At 64.8% G+C, this 17247-nt stretch carries 23 protein-coding genes and 2 pseudogenes; all 25 read left to right on the top strand.

Translation table 11 applies throughout. From position 1 onward, the window contains the following. Positions 1-26 precede the first annotated feature (26 nt). The 25 genes and pseudogenes from R2733_07980 (at position 27) to rplR (ending at position 17243) form a co-directional block, all read left to right on the top strand. Positions 27-956, top strand: coding sequence for a MoxR family ATPase (locus R2733_07980; GenBank protein ID MEZ5376443.1), 930 nt, complete (start codon positions 27-29; stop codon positions 954-956). A 16-nt stretch (positions 957-972) separates the two neighbouring features. Further along, a complete protein-coding gene (locus R2733_07975) occupies positions 973-2109 on the top strand; it encodes a VWA domain-containing protein (GenBank protein ID MEZ5376442.1) in 1137 nt (378 codons plus the stop codon). Positions 2110-2191: 82 nt separating this feature from the next. Beyond that, positions 2192-3952 carry an SLC13 family permease gene (locus R2733_07970; GenBank protein MEZ5376441.1) on the top strand — a complete coding sequence of 587 codons (1761 nt, stop codon included), beginning with the start codon at positions 2192-2194 and terminating at the stop codon, positions 3950-3952. A 185-nt stretch (positions 3953-4137) separates the two neighbouring features. Then, on the top strand, positions 4138-4509 hold the full coding sequence (gene rpsL, locus R2733_07965) for a 30S ribosomal protein S12 (protein ID MEZ5376440.1): 372 nt from the start codon (positions 4138-4140) through the stop codon (positions 4507-4509). A gap of 2 nt (positions 4510-4511) precedes the next feature. Next, positions 4512-4982, top strand: a complete 471-nt coding sequence (rpsG, locus tag R2733_07960; protein MEZ5376439.1) for a 30S ribosomal protein S7 — start codon at positions 4512-4514, stop codon at positions 4980-4982. Between the two features lie 248 nt (positions 4983-5230). Then, positions 5231-7318 carry an elongation factor G gene (fusA, locus tag R2733_07955; protein MEZ5376438.1) on the top strand — a complete coding sequence of 696 codons (2088 nt, stop codon included), beginning with the start codon at positions 5231-5233 and terminating at the stop codon, positions 7316-7318. Between the two features lie 30 nt (positions 7319-7348). Continuing rightward, entirely contained in the window at positions 7349-8536 is a 1188-nt protein-coding gene (tuf, locus tag R2733_07950; protein ID MEZ5376437.1) for an elongation factor Tu, read from the top strand. A gap of 11 nt (positions 8537-8547) precedes the next feature. Then, entirely contained in the window at positions 8548-8868 is a 321-nt protein-coding gene (gene rpsJ / locus R2733_07945) for a 30S ribosomal protein S10 (protein MEZ5376436.1), read from the top strand. 361 nt (positions 8869-9229) lie between these two features. After that, positions 9230-9871, top strand: coding sequence for a 50S ribosomal protein L3 (rplC, locus tag R2733_07940; GenBank protein MEZ5376435.1), 642 nt, complete (start codon positions 9230-9232; stop codon positions 9869-9871). Next, positions 9871-10467, top strand: a complete 597-nt coding sequence (gene rplD / locus R2733_07935; protein ID MEZ5376434.1) for a 50S ribosomal protein L4 — start codon at positions 9871-9873, stop codon at positions 10465-10467. The genes rplC and rplD overlap by 1 nt, the downstream gene beginning before the upstream one ends. A gap of 1 nt (position 10468) precedes the next feature. Then, positions 10469-10762: a 50S ribosomal protein L23 gene (gene rplW, locus R2733_07930; protein MEZ5376433.1), complete on the top strand. Its 294-nt coding sequence runs from the start codon at positions 10469-10471 to the stop codon at positions 10760-10762. A gap of 10 nt (positions 10763-10772) precedes the next feature. Beyond that, positions 10773-11609: a 50S ribosomal protein L2 gene (gene rplB / locus R2733_07925; GenBank protein ID MEZ5376432.1), complete on the top strand. Its 837-nt coding sequence runs from the start codon at positions 10773-10775 to the stop codon at positions 11607-11609. A 3-nt stretch (positions 11610-11612) separates the two neighbouring features. Further along, positions 11613-11891, top strand: a complete 279-nt coding sequence (gene rpsS / locus R2733_07920) for a 30S ribosomal protein S19 (GenBank protein MEZ5376431.1) — start codon at positions 11613-11615, stop codon at positions 11889-11891. Positions 11892-11896: 5 nt separating this feature from the next. Then, positions 11897-12238: pseudogene (rplV, locus tag R2733_07915) on the top strand (50S ribosomal protein L22). A gap of 449 nt (positions 12239-12687) precedes the next feature. After that, positions 12688-13323: pseudogene (rpsC, locus tag R2733_07910) on the top strand (30S ribosomal protein S3). Between the two features lie 257 nt (positions 13324-13580). Then, positions 13581-14003, top strand: a complete 423-nt coding sequence (gene rplP, locus R2733_07905; protein MEZ5376430.1) for a 50S ribosomal protein L16 — start codon at positions 13581-13583, stop codon at positions 14001-14003. Beyond that, positions 13996-14196 carry a 50S ribosomal protein L29 gene (gene rpmC, locus R2733_07900; GenBank protein MEZ5376429.1) on the top strand — a complete coding sequence of 67 codons (201 nt, stop codon included), beginning with the start codon at positions 13996-13998 and terminating at the stop codon, positions 14194-14196. Before rplP ends, rpmC begins: the two co-directional genes overlap by 8 nt. After that, entirely contained in the window at positions 14196-14471 is a 276-nt protein-coding gene (gene rpsQ, locus R2733_07895; protein MEZ5376428.1) for a 30S ribosomal protein S17, read from the top strand. Before rpmC ends, rpsQ begins: the two co-directional genes overlap by 1 nt. Next, entirely contained in the window at positions 14468-14836 is a 369-nt protein-coding gene (gene rplN, locus R2733_07890) for a 50S ribosomal protein L14 (GenBank protein ID MEZ5376427.1), read from the top strand. Before rpsQ ends, rplN begins: the two co-directional genes overlap by 4 nt. Continuing rightward, the gene (gene rplX, locus R2733_07885) at positions 14836-15159 is read left to right on the top strand and encodes a 50S ribosomal protein L24 (protein ID MEZ5376426.1); all 324 of its coding nucleotides are present in this window, start codon (positions 14836-14838) and stop codon (positions 15157-15159) included. The genes rplN and rplX overlap by 1 nt, the downstream gene beginning before the upstream one ends. A 26-nt stretch (positions 15160-15185) precedes the next feature. Further along, entirely contained in the window at positions 15186-15731 is a 546-nt protein-coding gene (gene rplE, locus R2733_07880) for a 50S ribosomal protein L5 (protein ID MEZ5376425.1), read from the top strand. Further along, positions 15731-15916, top strand: coding sequence for a type Z 30S ribosomal protein S14 (locus R2733_07875; protein ID MEZ5376424.1), 186 nt, complete (start codon positions 15731-15733; stop codon positions 15914-15916). The genes rplE and R2733_07875 overlap by 1 nt, the downstream gene beginning before the upstream one ends. A 14-nt stretch (positions 15917-15930) precedes the next feature. After that, the gene (gene rpsH / locus R2733_07870) at positions 15931-16335 is read left to right on the top strand and encodes a 30S ribosomal protein S8 (GenBank protein ID MEZ5376423.1); all 405 of its coding nucleotides are present in this window, start codon (positions 15931-15933) and stop codon (positions 16333-16335) included. A gap of 6 nt (positions 16336-16341) precedes the next feature. Beyond that, complete coding sequence (gene rplF, locus R2733_07865) at positions 16342-16881, top strand: 50S ribosomal protein L6 (GenBank protein MEZ5376422.1); 540 nt, start codon at positions 16342-16344, stop codon at positions 16879-16881. Beyond that, a complete protein-coding gene (gene rplR, locus R2733_07860; GenBank protein MEZ5376421.1) occupies positions 16881-17243 on the top strand; it encodes a 50S ribosomal protein L18 in 363 nt (120 codons plus the stop codon). Before rplF ends, rplR begins: the two co-directional genes overlap by 1 nt. Positions 17244-17247 lie beyond the last annotated feature (4 nt).

Genomic DNA, 17247 nt, shown 5'->3' with positions numbered 1-17247 from the left:
TCGAGTGGGCCAGTAGCCTGCCAGGCGTGACGACATCGTTGGAAACGCTGGTGAGTTCGGTCGACGACGTGAAGGCGGCGCTGGCCGCGAACGATTACCTCGCCGACGAGGGACTCGCCACGTCGATCTTCCTCGCCATCACCTTGCGTCGCCCGCTGTTCCTCGAGGGCGAGGCCGGGGTCGGCAAGACCGAGGTGGCCAAGGTGCTCAGCCGCTGGCTCGGCGGCCCGTTCATCAGGCTGCAGTGCTACGAGGGCATCGACGCCAACCAGGCCGTGTTCGAATGGGACCACGCCCGGCAGCTGTTGCACCTGCGTACCGCCGAAGCGTCGGGACGCATCGACGCAAAGAACGCCAATGTTCTCGAGTCAGAGCTCTACGGCGAGCAGTTCCTCATTCGCCGGCCGTTGCTGCAGGCGCTCACACCGACCGAGGATGGCTCGGTCCCGGTGCTGCTGATCGACGAGGTCGACCGAGCCGACGACGAGTTCGAGGCCTTTCTCCTGGAGGCGTTGTCGGACTATTCGGTCACGGTGCCCCAGCTTGGAACGATCAAGGCATCGAACCCGCCACTGGTGATCCTCACCTCCAATCGGACCCGCGATGTCCACGACGCGCTCAAGCGACGCTGCCTCTACCACTGGGTCGAACACCCCGACTTCCAGCGCGAGGTCGAGATCGTGCGGCTACGCGCTCCCCATGTGGGTGAGCAGTTGGCGCGCCAAGTCGCGGCCGCCACCGAAGCCGTTCGGGGCTACGGGCTCTACAAGCCGCCAGGCGTGGCCGAAACCATCGACTGGGCCATGTCACTCGCCGCTCTCGGGCGCAGCGAACTCGACGACGCGGCGGTGAGCGCCACGCTCGGCACGGTGCTCAAGTACCGCGAAGATCACGACCGTGTCGCCGAGCGCGGCGTGCACGACCTCGTGCGTGCGGCGATTGCCCGTGCCAAGTGAGGCGACGCCCTCCACGATGACCGACGGTGAGCGTCTCGCCGTCGGCTTCAGTCGCGTGCTCCGACAGGGCGGCATGAAGGTCCCGGCGAGTGCGACGATCAACTACACGCAGGCGCTGGGGGCGATCGGACTCGACGACGCCGAGCGGGTCTACTGGACGGGACGGGCGACGCTGGTCAATCGCCCCGAAGACATCGCACTCTACGACCAGGCGTTCCGGTCGTACTGGCAGCGCCGAGGCCTCGAGGGGCTCCGAGTCGAGTCGGTCGCTCAGGACGTCACGATGTTGCTCGACAGCGACGATCCTGCCACTGACGAGCCCGACACCGGCGAGGAGTCCGACGAGTCGGGCGAGATCGAAGCCGTGCGGTTCAGCCGGGTCGAGATCCTCGCCGAGAAGGACTTCGGCGATTGCACTGACGCCGAACTCGCCGAGTTGTCCACGCTCATGACTCGGCTGCGCTTCACCTCACACCGCCGTCAGAGCCGACGGCAGATCGCCACCAAGAGCACGACCAGTCGGCACGATCTCGAACGCACGGTTCGACTTGCGCTCCGCCATCACGGGGAACCGATGCGATGGGCACATACGGCAAACGCCTGGCGCCCGCGACGCCTGGTGATGATCCTCGACGTGTCGGGCTCGATGGAGAGCTATGCCCGTGCCCTTCTGCGTTTCGCTCACGCCGCCGTCGTCGCTCGAAACCGGGTCGAGGTGTTCACGCTCGGCACCCGGCTGACGCGGGTCACCCGTCAGCTGGGCAACCGCGACCCTGACGCAGCGCTACGAGCGGTGACCCCCGATGTCGTCGACTGGTCGGGGGGCACTCGGCTGGGCGAGGTACTCGGCGACTTCAACGATCGCTGGGGCATACGCGGCATGGCCCGCGGCAGCGTGGTGGTGATCCTGTCCGATGGGTGGGATCGGGGCGAAGCCGAGCTGCTGGGCGAGCAGATGGAGCGGCTCCACCGGGTGACCCATCGCCTCATATGGGTCAATCCGCTGAAGGCCACCCCTGGCTATGCGCCGTTGGCCGCCGGGATGGCGGCAGCGCTGCCCCACGTCGACACCTTTGTCGCCGGCAACTCCTATCGCAGCCTCGAAGACCTCGCCGCGATCATCGCCGGCGCCACCGATCCCGAGCAGCGGTGAGGGATCCCGGCCGCTCCACGATCGATGATCGCGGCCGATAGAACACCCAGAACCTGCCCTGCCCCGAGGTCGTCCGACGCTCATGAACGCTGACAGCTGGATCTTCATCGCCGTGGTGCTCGTGATGTTCACGGCGTTGGTGTCGCGCCGGGTCTCGCCGGCGGTTGGCGTCGTCGGCGCGCTGATGGCGCTCTTCCTGATCGGTGTCATCGACTCCGACCAAGCGCTCCAAGGCTTCTCGAACCGAGCGCCAGTCACGATCGCCTGCATGTACGTGGTGGCCGGCGCCATCGACCGGACCGGCGCACTGACGCCGATCGTGCGCTCGTTGACGGGAGCTCGTTCGACGGCGGCCGGACTCGCCCGGGTCATCGGCGTGTCCGGGATCATCTCGTCCATCGTCGCCAACACCCCGGTCGTCGCCATGCTGATCAATCCACTGGTGGGCTGGTCGGGGCGGCAGCGGATCTCGCCATCGAAGGTCCTGATTCCACTCAGCTATGCGACGCTCTTCGGCGGGATGATCACGCTCATCGGCACCTCGACCAACCTCGTCGGTTCCGGCGTTGTGTCCTCGTTGGGGGAGGAGCCGTTCGGCCTGCTGGAACCGGCCAAGCTCGGGCTTCCCATCGCGGCGCTCGGACTGGTGATGGTGGTGGTGCTCGGGCCACGCCTGTTGCCCGATCGGGGTGGTCGGATCGACGAGAATGTCGAGCGTCCATTCACCGTCTCGCTGGTGGTCGAGCCGGGAGGTGCGCTCGACGACGCGACCGTCCAGGGCGGCGGTCTTCGGAATCTGCCCGGCGTCTTCCTGGTCGGGCTCGAGCGAGAAGGAGAACTCACCGCACCCGTCCATCCCGAGCATGCGCTACGTGGGGGCGACCAACTCACGTTCGCCGGGCAGGTCGACCAAGTCGTCGAACTCGAGCGAACGGCTGGGCTGAAGCTCGATGGCCACAAACACCTCATGGCGCTCGAGGACGGCGAACACTCCTGGTTCGAGGCCGTGATCGGTGCGTCGTCATCGCTCATCGGCAGCACGATCAAGGCGGTTGGCTTCCGAGGTCGGTACCAGGCCGCCGTGGTCGCGCTGCATCGCTCTGGCGAGGCGGTCGAGGGTCGCCTTGGCGATGTCCGTCTCCAGGTGGGCGACTCACTGTTGTTGGTCGCCGACTCCCAGTTCCGCTCTCGGTGGAAGGATCGGAGCGACTTCCTCCTGATCGCCTCGCGATCGGAGCCGCCACCGACGGCGTCGAAGCGCGCCCCGCTTGCGCTGTTGGTGATGGCGATGGTCGCCGTGCTACCGCTGCTCGGGGTGACCGATGTGCTGCGTTCCGCAGTACTCGGTGCAGCCGCGACCGTGGTGCTCGGGCTGCTGACCCCGCGCCAGGCAAGAGACAGCGTCGACCTGAGCGTCATCGTGTTGATCGCTGCAGCGATTGGTGTCGGCGCGGCCGCCGAGTCCACCGGTGTCGCCACGACCATCGCAGATGGTCTGGTCTCGGCGCTGGGCTGGGCCGGCACGTGGGGTGTGGCGCTCGGTGTGGTGCTGGCCACGCTCACACTCACCGAACTGGTGACCAACGCCGCGGCGGTCGCCATCGTGGTGCCGATCGCCATGCGGGTCGCCGAGGACAGCGGTGCCGACCCTCGCCTGTTCGCGCTCGGCGCCACGCTGGCTGCGTCGGCGAGCTTTCTCACCCCGATCGGTTATCAGACGAACACCATGGTGTACGGACCGGGCCGCTACCGGTTCGCCGACTACCTGCGTCTGGGTGTGCCGCTCACGCTGATGATCGTGGTCGCGCTCCCGCTGATGATGGCCAACGGGTGGTCGCTCTAGCTGCTGCGGGCTCCGTGCAGCATCGCCATAGCGTCTGCGGCGCAACGTTTGGGGGATCCTCGGCCGTTCGTGCCTGGCGCTCGTTGTGATCCCTTGACCGCCCCCGTAGCATGGACCGTCGGCATTCCGGCCGAGTAGTTCGCATGCCCGGAACGCCACCTCGCTTCCGCACCCAGAGGTCTCCTGTGCCCACGATTAACCAGCTGGTCCGTAAGGGCCGTCAGTCCAAGTCCAAGAAGGGGAAGACGCCGGCGCTCGTCGGATCGCCCCAGCGCCGTGGCGTGTGCACCCGTGTGTACACCGCCACGCCGAAGAAGCCGAACTCCGCGCTCCGCAAGGTGGCTCGTGTTCGTCTCACCAGCGGCGTCGAGGTCACGGCCTACATCCCGGGCGAAGGGCACAACCTCCAGGAACACTCCATCGTGCTCGTGCGCGGTGGTCGTGTGAAGGACCTTCCTGGTGTGCGTTACAAGATCATTCGCGGCACGCTCGACACCGCCGGTGTCCGAGACCGCAAGCAGGCACGCTCGCGTTACGGCGTGAAGAAGGAAGGCTGACGATGCCTCGTAAGGGCCCCGCTCCCCGTCGTGAACTCGTGCCGGACCCGGTCCACGGGTCGGTCCTGGTCACCCAGGTCATCAACAAGATCCTCTTGCACGGCAAGAAGACCACCGCCGAGCGCATCGTGTACACCGCGCTCGACATCGTCGCCGAGAAGACCGGTGGCGATCCGGTCGCTGCGCTGAAGCGTGCCATCGACAACGTCCGCCCCCAGCTCGAGGTGCGTTCCCGCCGAGTCGGCGGCGCCACCTACCAGGTGCCGGTCGAGGTTCGCCCCCGCCGTGCCACCACCCTTGCCGTTCGTTGGCTGGTCGGGTTCTCCCGTCAGCGCCGCGAGCGTTCGATCGCCGAGCGCCTCGCCAATGAGATCCTCGATGCCTCCAACGGCATCGGTGCCTCCGTCAAGCGGCGTGAGGATCTCCACAAGATGGCCGAGTCCAACAAGGCCTTCGCTCACTACCGCTGGTAGTCGCCCTATCGGCGACTGCACCCAGCAGTTCGTTGTCGCATCCGCCGCGCCGTTCGGGCGGGGTCGATGCTCGCCCACTCCGACTCGAGTGGCCCGTCGGGGCCGACACACCGTCGCCGCCGATTGTTCGACCAGCCGAGGCATCCGTCGCTTCGGCACCCGTCCGGGTGAACGCTCGGACCGCCCGTAACGGATCCTCCGCCCCCGGACGCTCCCCCTTCTCCACCACTGCCGAAGAGGCCAACATCATGTCTTCGCGACCGACACCACTCGACAAATATCGCAACATCGGCATCATGGCGCACATCGATGCCGGCAAGACCACCACCACCGAGCGCATCCTCTACTACACCGGCAAGAACTACAAGATCGGTGAAGTGCACGATGGTGGCGCGACCATGGACTGGATGGAGCAGGAACAGGAGCGTGGCATCACCATCACGTCCGCTGCCACCACCTGCTTCTGGAACGATCACCGCATCAACATCATCGACACCCCCGGCCACGTCGACTTCACGGTCGAGGTCGAGCGCTCGCTGCGCGTCCTCGACGGCGCCGTCGCCGTGTTCGACGGTGTTGCGGGCGTGGAGCCACAGTCCGAGACCGTGTGGCGTCAGGCCGACAAGTACGGCGTTCCCCGCATGTGCTTCGTCAACAAGCTCGACCGCACCGGTGGCGACTTCTACTTCGTGGTCGACACCATCAAGGAACGTCTGACCCCCGACATCGCCATCCTCCAGCTGCCGATCGGTATCGAGTCCGACTTCGCCGGCATCATCGACCTGGTCGAGATGAAGGCGTTGATGTACCACAACGAGGATCTGGGCGCGACCTGGGACGTCGTCGACATCCCTGCTGACTACGCCGACAAGGCCGCCGAGTACCGTCTCGAGCTGGTCGAGTCCATCGCCTCGACCAGCGAGGAACTGATGGAGGCCTACCTCGAGAACGAGGACCTCACCGTCGAGCAGCTGCACGCCGGCATCCGCCACGCCTGCATCAACAACATCCTCGTCCCGATCCTGTGCGGCTCGGCGTTCAAGAACAAGGGTGTCCAGCCTCTCCTCGACGCCGTGGTGCACTACCTCCCGTCACCGCTCGATCTCCCACCGGTGCACGGCACCCTTCTCAAGGGTGGCGACGACGCCGAGCGCGCTCCCGACGACAAGGAGCCGTTCTCGGCTCTGGCCTTCAAGATCATGACGGCGCCGAACGTCGGCAAGCTCACCTACTTCCGGGTGTACTCCGGCACGCTCGAGAAGGGCAGCCAGGTGCTCAACACCCGCACGGGTTCGAAGGAGCGGATGGGTCGCCTCCTCGAGATGCACGCGAACAAGCAGGAGGACCGCGAGTTCGCCATGACCGGCGACATCATGGCGGCGATCGGCGTCAAGAACGTCCGCACCGGTGACACCCTCACCGATCCGGCGCACGCCATCATCCTCGAATCCCTCGAGTTCCCCGATCCCGTGATCCACGTGGCCGTGGAGCCCAAGACCAAGGCCGACCAGGAGAAGATGGGCAAGGCCCTCATGGCCCTGGCCGAGGAAGACCCGACCTTCACGGTGCGTACCGACGAAGAGACCGGTCAGACCATCATCGCCGGCATGGGCGAGCTCCACCTCGACATCTTGGTCGACCGCATGCTCCGCGAGTTCAAGGTCGACGCCAGTGTCGGCAAGCCGCAGGTCGCCTACCGCGAGACCATCAACGGCACGGTCGACAGCCACACCTACACCCACAAGAAGCAGACCGGCGGTACCGGTCAGTACGCCGAGGTGCAGATCGCACTGGAGCCGACCGGCCCCGGTGGTGGCTATGAATTCGTCGACAAGATCACGGGTGGTCGTGTTCCCCGTGAGTACATCCCCTCGGTCGATGCCGGGGCCAAGGAGGCCATGACCAACGGCGTCCTCGCCGGGTTCCAGACCGTCGACGTGCGCGTCACCCTGCTCGACGGCAAGTTCCACGACGTCGACTCCTCGGAAATGGCCTTCAAGATCGCCGGCACCATGGCGTTCCGCGAGGCCGCCCGCAAGGCGCAGCCGATCCTCCTCGAGCCGATCATGGCCGTCGAGGTCGTCACCCCCGAGGACTACATGGGCGACGTGATCGGCGACCTCAACTCACGTCGCGGCCGAGTCGGCCAGATGGAAGCCCGTGGCACCAACAAGGTCGTCACCGCCCAGGTTCCGCTGTCGGAGATGTTCGGCTACGTGAACGATCTGCGGTCGAAGACCCAGGGTCGAGCGAGCTACACCATGCAGTTCGATAGTTACCAGCCAACGCCTGGCAACGTGCAAGAAGAAATCGTGAAGCGAGTCCGGGGCGAGTGACCCCAACCATCTGAAAGGAAACACGCCCCAATGGCAAAAGCAAAGTTTGAGCGTAATAAGCCTCACGTGAATGTGGGGACCATGGGTCATATTGATCATGGGAAGACGACGTTGACGGCGGCGATTACGAAGGTGTTGTCGGATCGGGTTGCTGGGAATACGGCGACGGCGTTCGATAATATTGATAAGGCGCCTGAAGAGCGTGAGCGTGGTATCACGATCAATGTGTCGCATGTGGAGTATGAGACGGATTCTCGTCATTACGCGCATGTTGATATGCCGGGTCACGCGGATTACATCAAGAACATGATTACGGGTGCGGCGCAGGTGGATGGCGCGATTTTGGTGGTGTCGGCTGCTGATGGTCCGATGCCGCAGACGCGTGAGCATGTGTTGTTGGCTCGTCAGGTGGGTGTGCCTGCGATCGTGGTGGCTTTGAACAAGGCTGACATGGTTGATGATGAGGAGTTGTTGGAGCTGGTGGAGTTGGAGGCTCGTGAGCTTCTTTCTGAGTACGAGTTCCCGGGTGATGATGTTCCGGTGGTGCATGTTTCGGCGTTGAAGGCGTTGGAGGGTGACGAGGCTGCTGGTGACAAGATCATGGAGTTGATGGCTGCGGTGGATGAGTACATCCCGGAGCCGGCTCGTGATTTGGATAAGCCGTTCTTGATGCCGATTGAGGATGTGTTCTCGATTACTGGTCGTGGGACGGTGGTGACGGGGAAGATCGAGCAGGGTGTCGTGAATGTTGGCGATGCGCTCGAGATTGTTGGTATTCGTCCGACGCAGAAGACGACGTGTACTGGTGTTGAGATGTTCCGGAAGTTGTTGGATTCGGGGCAGGCTGGTGACAATGTTGGTGCGTTGTTGAGGGGTATTGAGAAGGATCAGGTGCAGCGGGGTCAGGTGTTGGCGAAGCCTGGTTCGATTACGCCGCATACTGATTTTGAGGCGCAGGTGTATGTGTTGTCGAAGGAGGAGGGTGGTCGTCATAAGCCGTTCTTCGGGAATTATCGGCCGCAGTTCTATTTCCGTACGACGGATATCACGGGGACGGTGACGTTGCCGGAGGGTACGGAGATGTGTATGCCGGGTGATAACACGGAGATGACGGTGGAGTTGATCAATCCGATCGCGATGGATGAGGGTTTGCGGTTCGCGATTCGTGAGGGTGGGCGTACGGTTGGTGCCGGGCGTGTCACCAAGATCATCAAGTAGGGATTGCATCCATGGCTGCCAAGCAGAAGATCCGTATTCGCCTCAAGGCCTATGACCACGAGGTGATCGATCAGTCCACGAAGAAGATCGTGGAGACCGTTGCTCGTACCAACGCCGAGTTCCGGGGTCCCATCCCGCTGCCCACTGAGAAGCACAAGTTCTGTGTCATCCGTTCGCCGCACAAGGACAAAGACAGCCGCGAGCACTTCGAGATGCGGATCCACAAGCGTCTGATCGACATCCTCGAGCCGAACCCCAAGACCGTCGACTCGCTCCAGCGTCTCGACCTGCCGGCGGGTGTCGACATCGAGATCAAGATCCAGCAGCTGTAGTGGGTTCCGGTCGAGTGACCGGCCAGCACGACTGACGACGAGACCCGGGCCAAGCGCCCGGGTCTCGCTGCGTCCGGCCAGATGTCGCTCGTCACGTTGTCGAGGACAGGGTGGAAGCGGGTTGTTGGTTCGATACCCTTGCCAGGCCCAAGTGGTTCCCCCACTTGGCAACTGAAGTCCGGCCAGGTCCCACAGCGCTCCACCTGGGGCGTCCTCGCTCGTCGAGTCGCTCCCTCCACGGAGCACGGGAAACCCGCTGGCACAATCGAAATCTCGCTCCGCTCGGCTTCGCCTGGCGGAGCGTTGACGTGAACGGCCTGGAATCGCTCCCGAACCAGGCCCGCTGACGGAAGTGGAAGGCATGACGAAGAAAGCGATTGTCGGCGAAAAAGTCGGCATGACTCAGGTGTGGGACGAGAACAACAACATCGTCCCGGTCACCGTGATCAAGGTGTCCCCGTGTCGCGTGGTGCAGATCAAGACGGTCGCCACCGACGGGTATGACGCCGTGCAGATCACGGTCGGCGACAAAGACGCCAACAAATTGAACCGCCCCGAGGCCGGACACTTCGCCAAGGCCGGTGTCGCCGCCGGCACCCAGCTGGTCGAACTTCGCCTCGCCGACATCTCGAGCTTCGAGGTCGGTCAGGAACTGACCGCCGAGATCTTCGAGGCCGGCGAAGTCGTCGACGCCATCGGCACCAGCAAGGGCAAGGGCTTCACCGGTGTCATGAAGCGTCACAACTTCTCGGGCCAGAAGGCCACGCACGGTACGCACCTCGTGCACCGCATGCCCGGCTCGATCGGCCAGTGCGCCACGCCATCTCGTGTGTTCAAGGGCATGAAGATGGCCGGCCACTCGGGTAACGAGCGGGTCACCACCCAGAACCTCAAGATCGTGCAGTCCGACGCCGAGCAGAACCTGCTTCTCGTCAAGGGCGCGGTTCCCGGACCTCGCGGCGGCACGGTCATCATCCGCAACGCGGTGAAAGTGAGCTCGTGATGTCGGTAGAGAAGACGATCGTCGAACTCGACCCCGCCATCTTCGGTGTCGAACCCAACGTCGGTGTGATGCACCAGGTCGTGAATGCCCAGCTCGCCGCCAAGCGCGCCGGCACGCACAAGACGAAGACTCGAACCGAGGTTCGAGGTGGCGGCGCCAAGCCGTGGAAGCAGAAGGGCACCGGTCGTGCCCGCGCCGGCTCGACCCGCTCACCGATCTGGATCGGCGGCGGCACGGTCCATGGACCTCGCCCTCGTGACTACTCCGAGCGCACCAACAAGAAGATGAAGCGCCTGGCGCTGCGGTCCGCCCTGTCGGACCGCGCAGCCGAGTCCAAGGTCGTGGTCGTTGCCAACTGGGGCTTCGATGCTCCCAGCACCAAGGCAGCCAAGGCAGCCCTGGCCGATCTCGGCGTCACCGGTCGTGCGCTGGTCGTGCTCGACCGCAACGACGAGGTCGCCTGGAAGAGCATGCGCAACCTCCCCGAGGTGCACCTGCTCGCCGCCGATCAGCTCAACACCTACGACGTGCTCGTGAGCGACTACGTGGTCTTCACCACCGCCACGCTGCCCACCACCGCTGCGAAGGAGGCCTGAGATGAAGGATCCGCACGACGTCATTCTCCGACCGGTCGTGTCCGAGAAGACCTACCTCCAGGTCGAGGCGCTCAATGCCTACACCTTCGAAGTCGCCAAGTCGGCTTCGAAGCCCGAGATCGCCGATGCCGTCGAAGCCATCTTCGCCGGCGTGAAGGTGAAGAACGTGAACACCATGAACCGCAAGGGCAAGCGCGTCCGGAATCGCCGGACGGGTCGCTGGTCGAAGCGGTCCGATGTCAAGCGAGCCGTGATCACCCTTTCCGAGGGTGAGATCGAGCTCTTCGCGAGCTGAGGAACGACTGATGGCCATTCGCAAACGCAAGCCAACCAGCCCCGGCCGCCGGTTCCAGACCACCTCCGACTTCTCTGAGATCACTCGGACGAGCCCGGAGAAGTCGCTGCTGGCCAAGCAGTCGGGCACCGGTGGGCGCAACAACTACGGTCGCAAGACCTCTCGTCACCGCGGTGGTGGTCACAAGCGCCGCTATCGGGTGATCGACTTCCGTCGCAACAAGGACGCCATTCCGGCCACTGTTGCTTCGATCGAGTACGACCCGAACCGCAACTGTCGGATCGCCCTGTTGCACTACCGCGACGGCGAGAAGCGCTACATCCTGGCCCCCAAGGGCCTCGAGGTCGGTGCCACGGTCCAGTCGGGTGCCGGGTCTGACATTCGACCGGGCAACGCCATGCCGATGCGCTTCATCCCCGTCGGTACCACGATCCACAACGTCGAGCTCAAGCCGGGCGCCGGCGCCAAGATGGCCCGCTCGGCCGGCACGAGCGTCCAGCTCGTGGCCAAGGAGGGCGAGACCGCCACCCTGCGTCTGCCGTCCACCGAGATGCGGCGCGTGTCGATCGACTGCATCGCCACCGTCGGCGAAGTCGGCAATGCCGAGTTCGAGCTGATCAAGGTCGGCAAGGCCGGCCGGTCGCGTTGGAAGGGCAAGCGCCCGCAGACTCGTGGTGTCGCCATGAACCCCGTCGACCACCCCCACGGTGGCGGCGAAGGCAAGACCTCGGGTGGTCGTCACCCGGTGTCCCCCTGGGGACAGCCGGAAGGCCGTACCCGTAAGAAGGGCAAGAAATCTGATGACCAGATCATCCGCCGCAGGCGGACTCGTGGCGGACGGAGGTAAGCCATGCCGCGCAGCCTGAAGAAGGGCCCGTTCGTCGATGACCATCTGTTGAAGAAGGTCGACGAGCTCAACGACAAGAACGAAAAGCGTGTGATCAAGACCTGGTCCCGCCGCTCGACCATCATCCCCGACATGGTCGGCCACACCATCGCCGTCCACGACGGACGCAAGCACGTGCCGGTGTACATCACCGAGTCGATGGTCGGCCACAAGCTCGGCGAGTTCTCGCCGACGCGGACCTTCCGGTATCACGCCGGTCAAGAGAAGTCAGGACGCCGATGACGGGAATGAAGACCAACGAGCGCCCCGGCACTCGCGCCCAGGTCCGCTACTTGCGGATGTCGGCGACGAAGGCCCGTGTCGTTCTCGACCTCATCCGCGGCAAGAACGTCGGCGAGGCCATCCAGATCCTCACCTTCTCGGAGCGCCTCGCATCCGAGCACATCCTGAAGGTGCTGAACTCGGCCATCGCCAACGCAGGCCACAACGACGACATCCCGGCCGAGGAGCTCTACGTGTCGGCGTGCTACGCCGACGAGGGCCCCACGCTCAAGCGGTTCCGCCCCCGGGCTCGTGGCCGTGCCGGTCGTATCAACAAGCGCACCTGCCACATCACCATCGTGGTGAGCCGCCTGAACGATGACGAGCTCGATCGTCTGCGCAACCGGGCCGAGCGTCGTGGCGGGAACGCCGACGCCGCTGCCGCTCGGAGCCGTCGTGTCGCCAAGTCACGCGCCGACCAGCCAACCGACGAAGCCCCCGCCGACGAGGTGGTCGACGAGGCAGCTGCCGAGGACGCTGCAGTGGAGGAGACTGCGGCCGTCGATGCTCCCCACGGTGAGGGCAGCCACGGTCTGGTCGACGGCGATCCGTCGATCATGCCCGAGGGCTTCCCGATCAAGGGCAATGCCGACTCGATGATCTACCACAACCCCGACAGCCCGCACTACGAGCGGACCTCCGCCGAAGTGTGGTTCGCCACCGAGGAGGCTGCCGAGGCAGCCGGGTACTCCAAGCCGGCCGGCCAGGCCGCCGAGACCGACGATGACGCTGCTGCCGAGACCGAGGGAGACGCCTGATGGGCCAGAAGATCAACCCGTACGGCTTCCGCCTCGGGATCACCACCGAATGGAAGTCGCGCTGGATCGCCGATGGTGCGGAGTACCGCAACTTCCTCCACGAGGACCACGCCATTCGGACCTACCTGATGGAACAGCTGCCCAACGCAGCGATCAGCCGCATCGAGGTCGAGCGCACCTCTGACAAGCTCCAGATCGATGTGCACACCGCTCGTCCGGGCATCGTCATCGGTCGCAAGGGCTCCGAGGCCGATCGTCTCCGCCAGGGTCTCACCAAGATCACCGGCAACGCTCGGGCCAAGCTCAACATCATCGAGATCAAGCATCCCGAGCTCGACGCCGCCCTGATTGCTCAGGGTGTTGCCGACCAGCTCGTTGGTCGTATGGCCTTCCGCCGTGCGATGAAGCGGGCCGTGCAGAACGCGATGAAGGCCGGGGCCAAGGGCATCCGGATCCAGTCGTCGGGCCGCCTCGGCGGCGCCGAGATGAGCCGTACCGAGTGGTACCGCGAGGGTCAGGTGCCCCTGCACACCCTGCGCGCCGACATCGACTACGGCCTGCGCGAGGCGCACACCACCGCCGGTCGCATCGGTGTGAAGGTGTGGCTCTACAAGGGCGACATCCTTCCCTACAAGCCAAGCCAGGACAAGGCCGTCGTCGAGGCAGCACTGGCCGTCGGTGAGACCGCCGGTGCACCCGATGTGCCGAAGAAGGTCGTGTCGTCACGGCGCCGGGCCACCGCTCGCCCCGACGACGCTGCCGAGGCCGAGCCACTCGTCAAAGAGGCCGATCCCGAGTTCGAGCGACTCCTCGCCGAGGAAGAGGCCATCGAGGCCAAGCTTTCGCACTCGTCGGCCGAAACCCCACACTTCCGGCCGGAGGACGGCGACTGATGTTGATGCCACGAAAGGTCAAGCACCGCAAGCAGCACCGCGGGCGCATGACCGGATCAGCCAAGGGTGCCACGAAGGTCTCCTTCGGGGAGTACGGCATCCAGGTCCTCGAGCCGGGGTGGATCACCGCCCGCCAGATCGAGGCCGCACGTATCGCGATGACCCGCCACATCCGCCGAGGCGGCAAGGTCTGGATCAACGTGTTCCCCGACAAGCCCGTCACCGAGAAGCCGGCCGAGACCCGCATGGGTTCCGGCAAGGGCAACCCGGAGCGATGGGTGGCCGTGGTCAAGCCCGGCCGCGTCATCTTCGAGCTGTCCTTCCCCGACGAAGCGATCGCTCGTAGCGCCATGGAGCGCGCCATCCAGAAGTTGCCGGTCAAGGCACGTGTCATTGCCCGAGAGGACGGTTTCGATGCCTGAGAATCTCCGAGATCAGTCCGTTGAGGAGTTGAACGGCGCCCTGGCCGATGCCAAGCGCGAGCTGTTCAACCTGAGGTTCCAGTTGGCCACCGGTCAGCTCGAGAACACCGCCCGAATGAAGCAGGTCAAGCGCCAGGCCGCTCGGATCCGCACCGAAATGCGAGCCCGTGAGCTCGCTGGTCAGGAGTCGTGATGGCTGAGCAAGAAGCCAAGCCCCGCAACACCCGGCGCAAGGTCCGTGAGGGCCTCGTGCGTTCGGCCGGGATGGACAAGACCGCCGTGGTCGAGGTGACCAGCCGGTCCCGCCATCCGCAGTACTCGAAGACGGTGCAGAAGTCGTCTCGCCTCTTCGTCCACGATGAGGAGAACACCCTCAACGTTGGCGACCGGGTTCGCATCGTCGAGACCCGTCCGCTGTCGAAGAAGAAGCGGTGGCGCCTCCTCGAAATCATGGAGCGTGCACGATGATCCAGCAGGAAACCCGACTCCGGGTCGCCGACAACTCCGGCGCTCGCGAGGTGCTCTGCATCAAGGTGCTCGGCGGATCCCGCCGTCGCTATGCCGGCATCGGCGACATCTTCGTCGCCTCGGTGAAGGACGCCATCCCCGGCGCCGCCGTGAAGAAGGGCGACGTCGTCAAGTGCGTCGTCGTCCGCACGAAGAAGGAGCGCCGTCGCCCCGACGGGAGCTACATCCGCTTCGACGAGAACGCCGCCGTGCTGATCAACGATCAGCGCAACCCGCGCGGCACGCGCATCTTCGGCCCGGTCGGTCGTGAGCTGCGTGACAAGAAGTTCATGCGCATCGTTTCGCTCGCCCCGGAGGTGCTCTGATGAAGATCCGCAAGGGTGACCGCGTGCAGGTGCTCGCCGGCAAGGACCGCGGGCGTGAGGGCGTGGTCACGCAGGCCATTCCCGAGCGCAACAAGGTCGTCGTCGAAGGCATCAATATCGCCAAGCGCCACACCAAGCCCCGCTCGGCCGAGGAGCCCGGTGGCATCGTCGACAAGCCGATGCCGCTCGATGCCTCCAACGTCGCGGTGATCAGCCCGGCCGACGGCAAGCCCACCCGCGTCGGCTACAAGATCGACGCCGAGGGCAACAAGACTCGCATTTGCCGCCGTAGCGGCCAGGAGATCCCGGAGGTGAACGAGTGAGCTCCTCCACGACGTCGGTGCCTCGCATGAAGGCGAAGTACAACGACGAGATCCGTGACCAGCTCAAGGCCGACCTCGAGCTGCCAAACGTGATGATGGTCCCTCGCATGACCAAGATCGTCATCAACATGGGTGTCGGGGAGGCCTTGGCCAACTCGAAGACCCTCGAGAACGCCGCCAACGACCTCGCCCTGATCGCCGGCCAGAAGCCGGTCATCACCCGAGCGAAGAAGTCGCTGGCCAGCTTCAAGCTGCGCCAGGGCAACGCCATCGGCACCAAGGTCACCCTTCGGGGCGACAGGATGTGGGAGTTCTTCGACCGTCTCGTGACGCTGTCGATTCCACGCATCCGTGACTTCCGCGGCCTCAACCCCCGCTCGTTCGACGGTATGGGGAACTACACGTTCGGTTTGAACGAGCAGCTCATGTTCCCCGAGATCGACTACGACACCGTCGACGCAACCCGTGGCATGGACATCACCATCGTCACGACGGCTTCATCCGACGACGAAGGACGGGCACTTCTCACCGCCTTCGGATTCCCGTTCCGACGCGAGGGGCAGGCCCAGTAATGGCAAAGAAGGCGCTCAAACTCAAGCAGCAGAAGAAGCCGAAGTTCAAGGTGCGGGGCTACACCCGTTGCCAGAAGTGCGGTCGCCCGCACGCCGTCTACCGGCGCTTCGGTCTCTGCCGTATCTGCTTCCGAGACATGGCACACGCCGGGGAGCTCCCTGGCGTCACGAAGTCGAGCTGGTGAGGAGGTAGCACACAATGGCAATGACCGATCCGATCGCCGACATGCTCACCCGCATCCGCAACGCGAACATCGCGATGCACGACGAGGTGGCGATGCCGTCGTCAAAGCTCAAAGAGGCTCTGGCCGCTGTCCTCTACAGCGAGGGCTACATCGGCGAGTACACCGCAACCGACAACGAGTCGGGCGTGGGCCGCACGCTGAGCATCAACATGAAGTACTCCCCGGAACGCGAGCGTGTCATCTCTGGCATCAAGCGTGTGTCCAAGCCGGGCCTGCGGGTGTACTCGAAGTCCGATTCGATCCCGCGTGTCCTCGGTGGACTCGGGGTCGCCGTTCTCTCCACCAGCAATGGACTCGTCACCGACCGTGAGGCTCGCAAGGCCAAGGTCGGCGGTGAGGTCCTCTGCTACGTCTGGTAGGCCGCCATGTCTCGAATTGGCAAAGCACCCATTTCCATCCCGAAGGGCGTCGACGTCACCGTGTCGGGCCAGGACGTGACCGTCAAGGGCTCGAAGGGTTCCTTGACCCACACCGTGCCCGACGTCATCTCGGTCACGGTCGATGACGACACCATCACCGTCGATCGCGCCACCGACGAGCGTTCGTCCCGCGCCCTTCACGGCCTCAACCGATCGCTGATCAACAACATGGTCATCGGCGTGAGCGAAGGGTTCCGCAAGGACCTCGAGATCGTCGGCGTCGGTTACCGCGCTGCGGCCAAGGGGCCCGACAAGATCGAGCTGGCGCTCGGCTTCAGCCACCCGGTCGAGGTGCAGGCGCCCGAAGGGATCACCTTCGATGTCCCCGAGCCCACCAAGATCGGCGTCATCGGTATCGACAAGCAGGCCGTGGGTCAGGTCGCGGCAGTGATCCGGGCCTACCGCAAGCCCGAGCCCTACAAGGGCAAGGGTGTCCGCTATGCCGGCGAGCGCGTCGTGCGCAAGGCCGGAAAGGCAGGTAAGTAATGGCGAAGACCAACGTCAAAGCCGCCGCCCGCAGTCGGCGTCAGCGCCGAGTGCGCAAGAAGGTCGTCGGTACCACCGAGCGTCCGCGTCTGGCCGTGTTCCGGTCGAACCGTCACATCAGCGTCCAGCTGATCGACGACTCGGTCGGCCGCACGATCGCCGCTGCCTCCAGCTACGAAGCCGAGCTTCGCACCGCCACCACCGGCAATGTGGTCACCGCCACCGCCGTTGGTACCAAGATCGGTGAGCGGGCCAAGGCCGCAGGCGTCACCACGGTCGTGTTCGACCGTGGCGGCAACCGCTATCACGGCCGGGTCGCAGCGGTGGCCGACGCCGCCCGCGAAGCCGGGCTCGAGTTCTAGGAGA

The sequence above is a fragment of the Acidimicrobiales bacterium genome (genome assembly GCA_041394265.1).
In the GTDB taxonomy this organism is placed as follows: Bacteria; Actinomycetota; Acidimicrobiia; order Acidimicrobiales; family SZUA-35; genus JBBQUN01.
The sequence above is the reverse complement of the archived record's forward strand: the minus strand, read 5'-3'. Positions and strand labels throughout refer to the sequence as shown.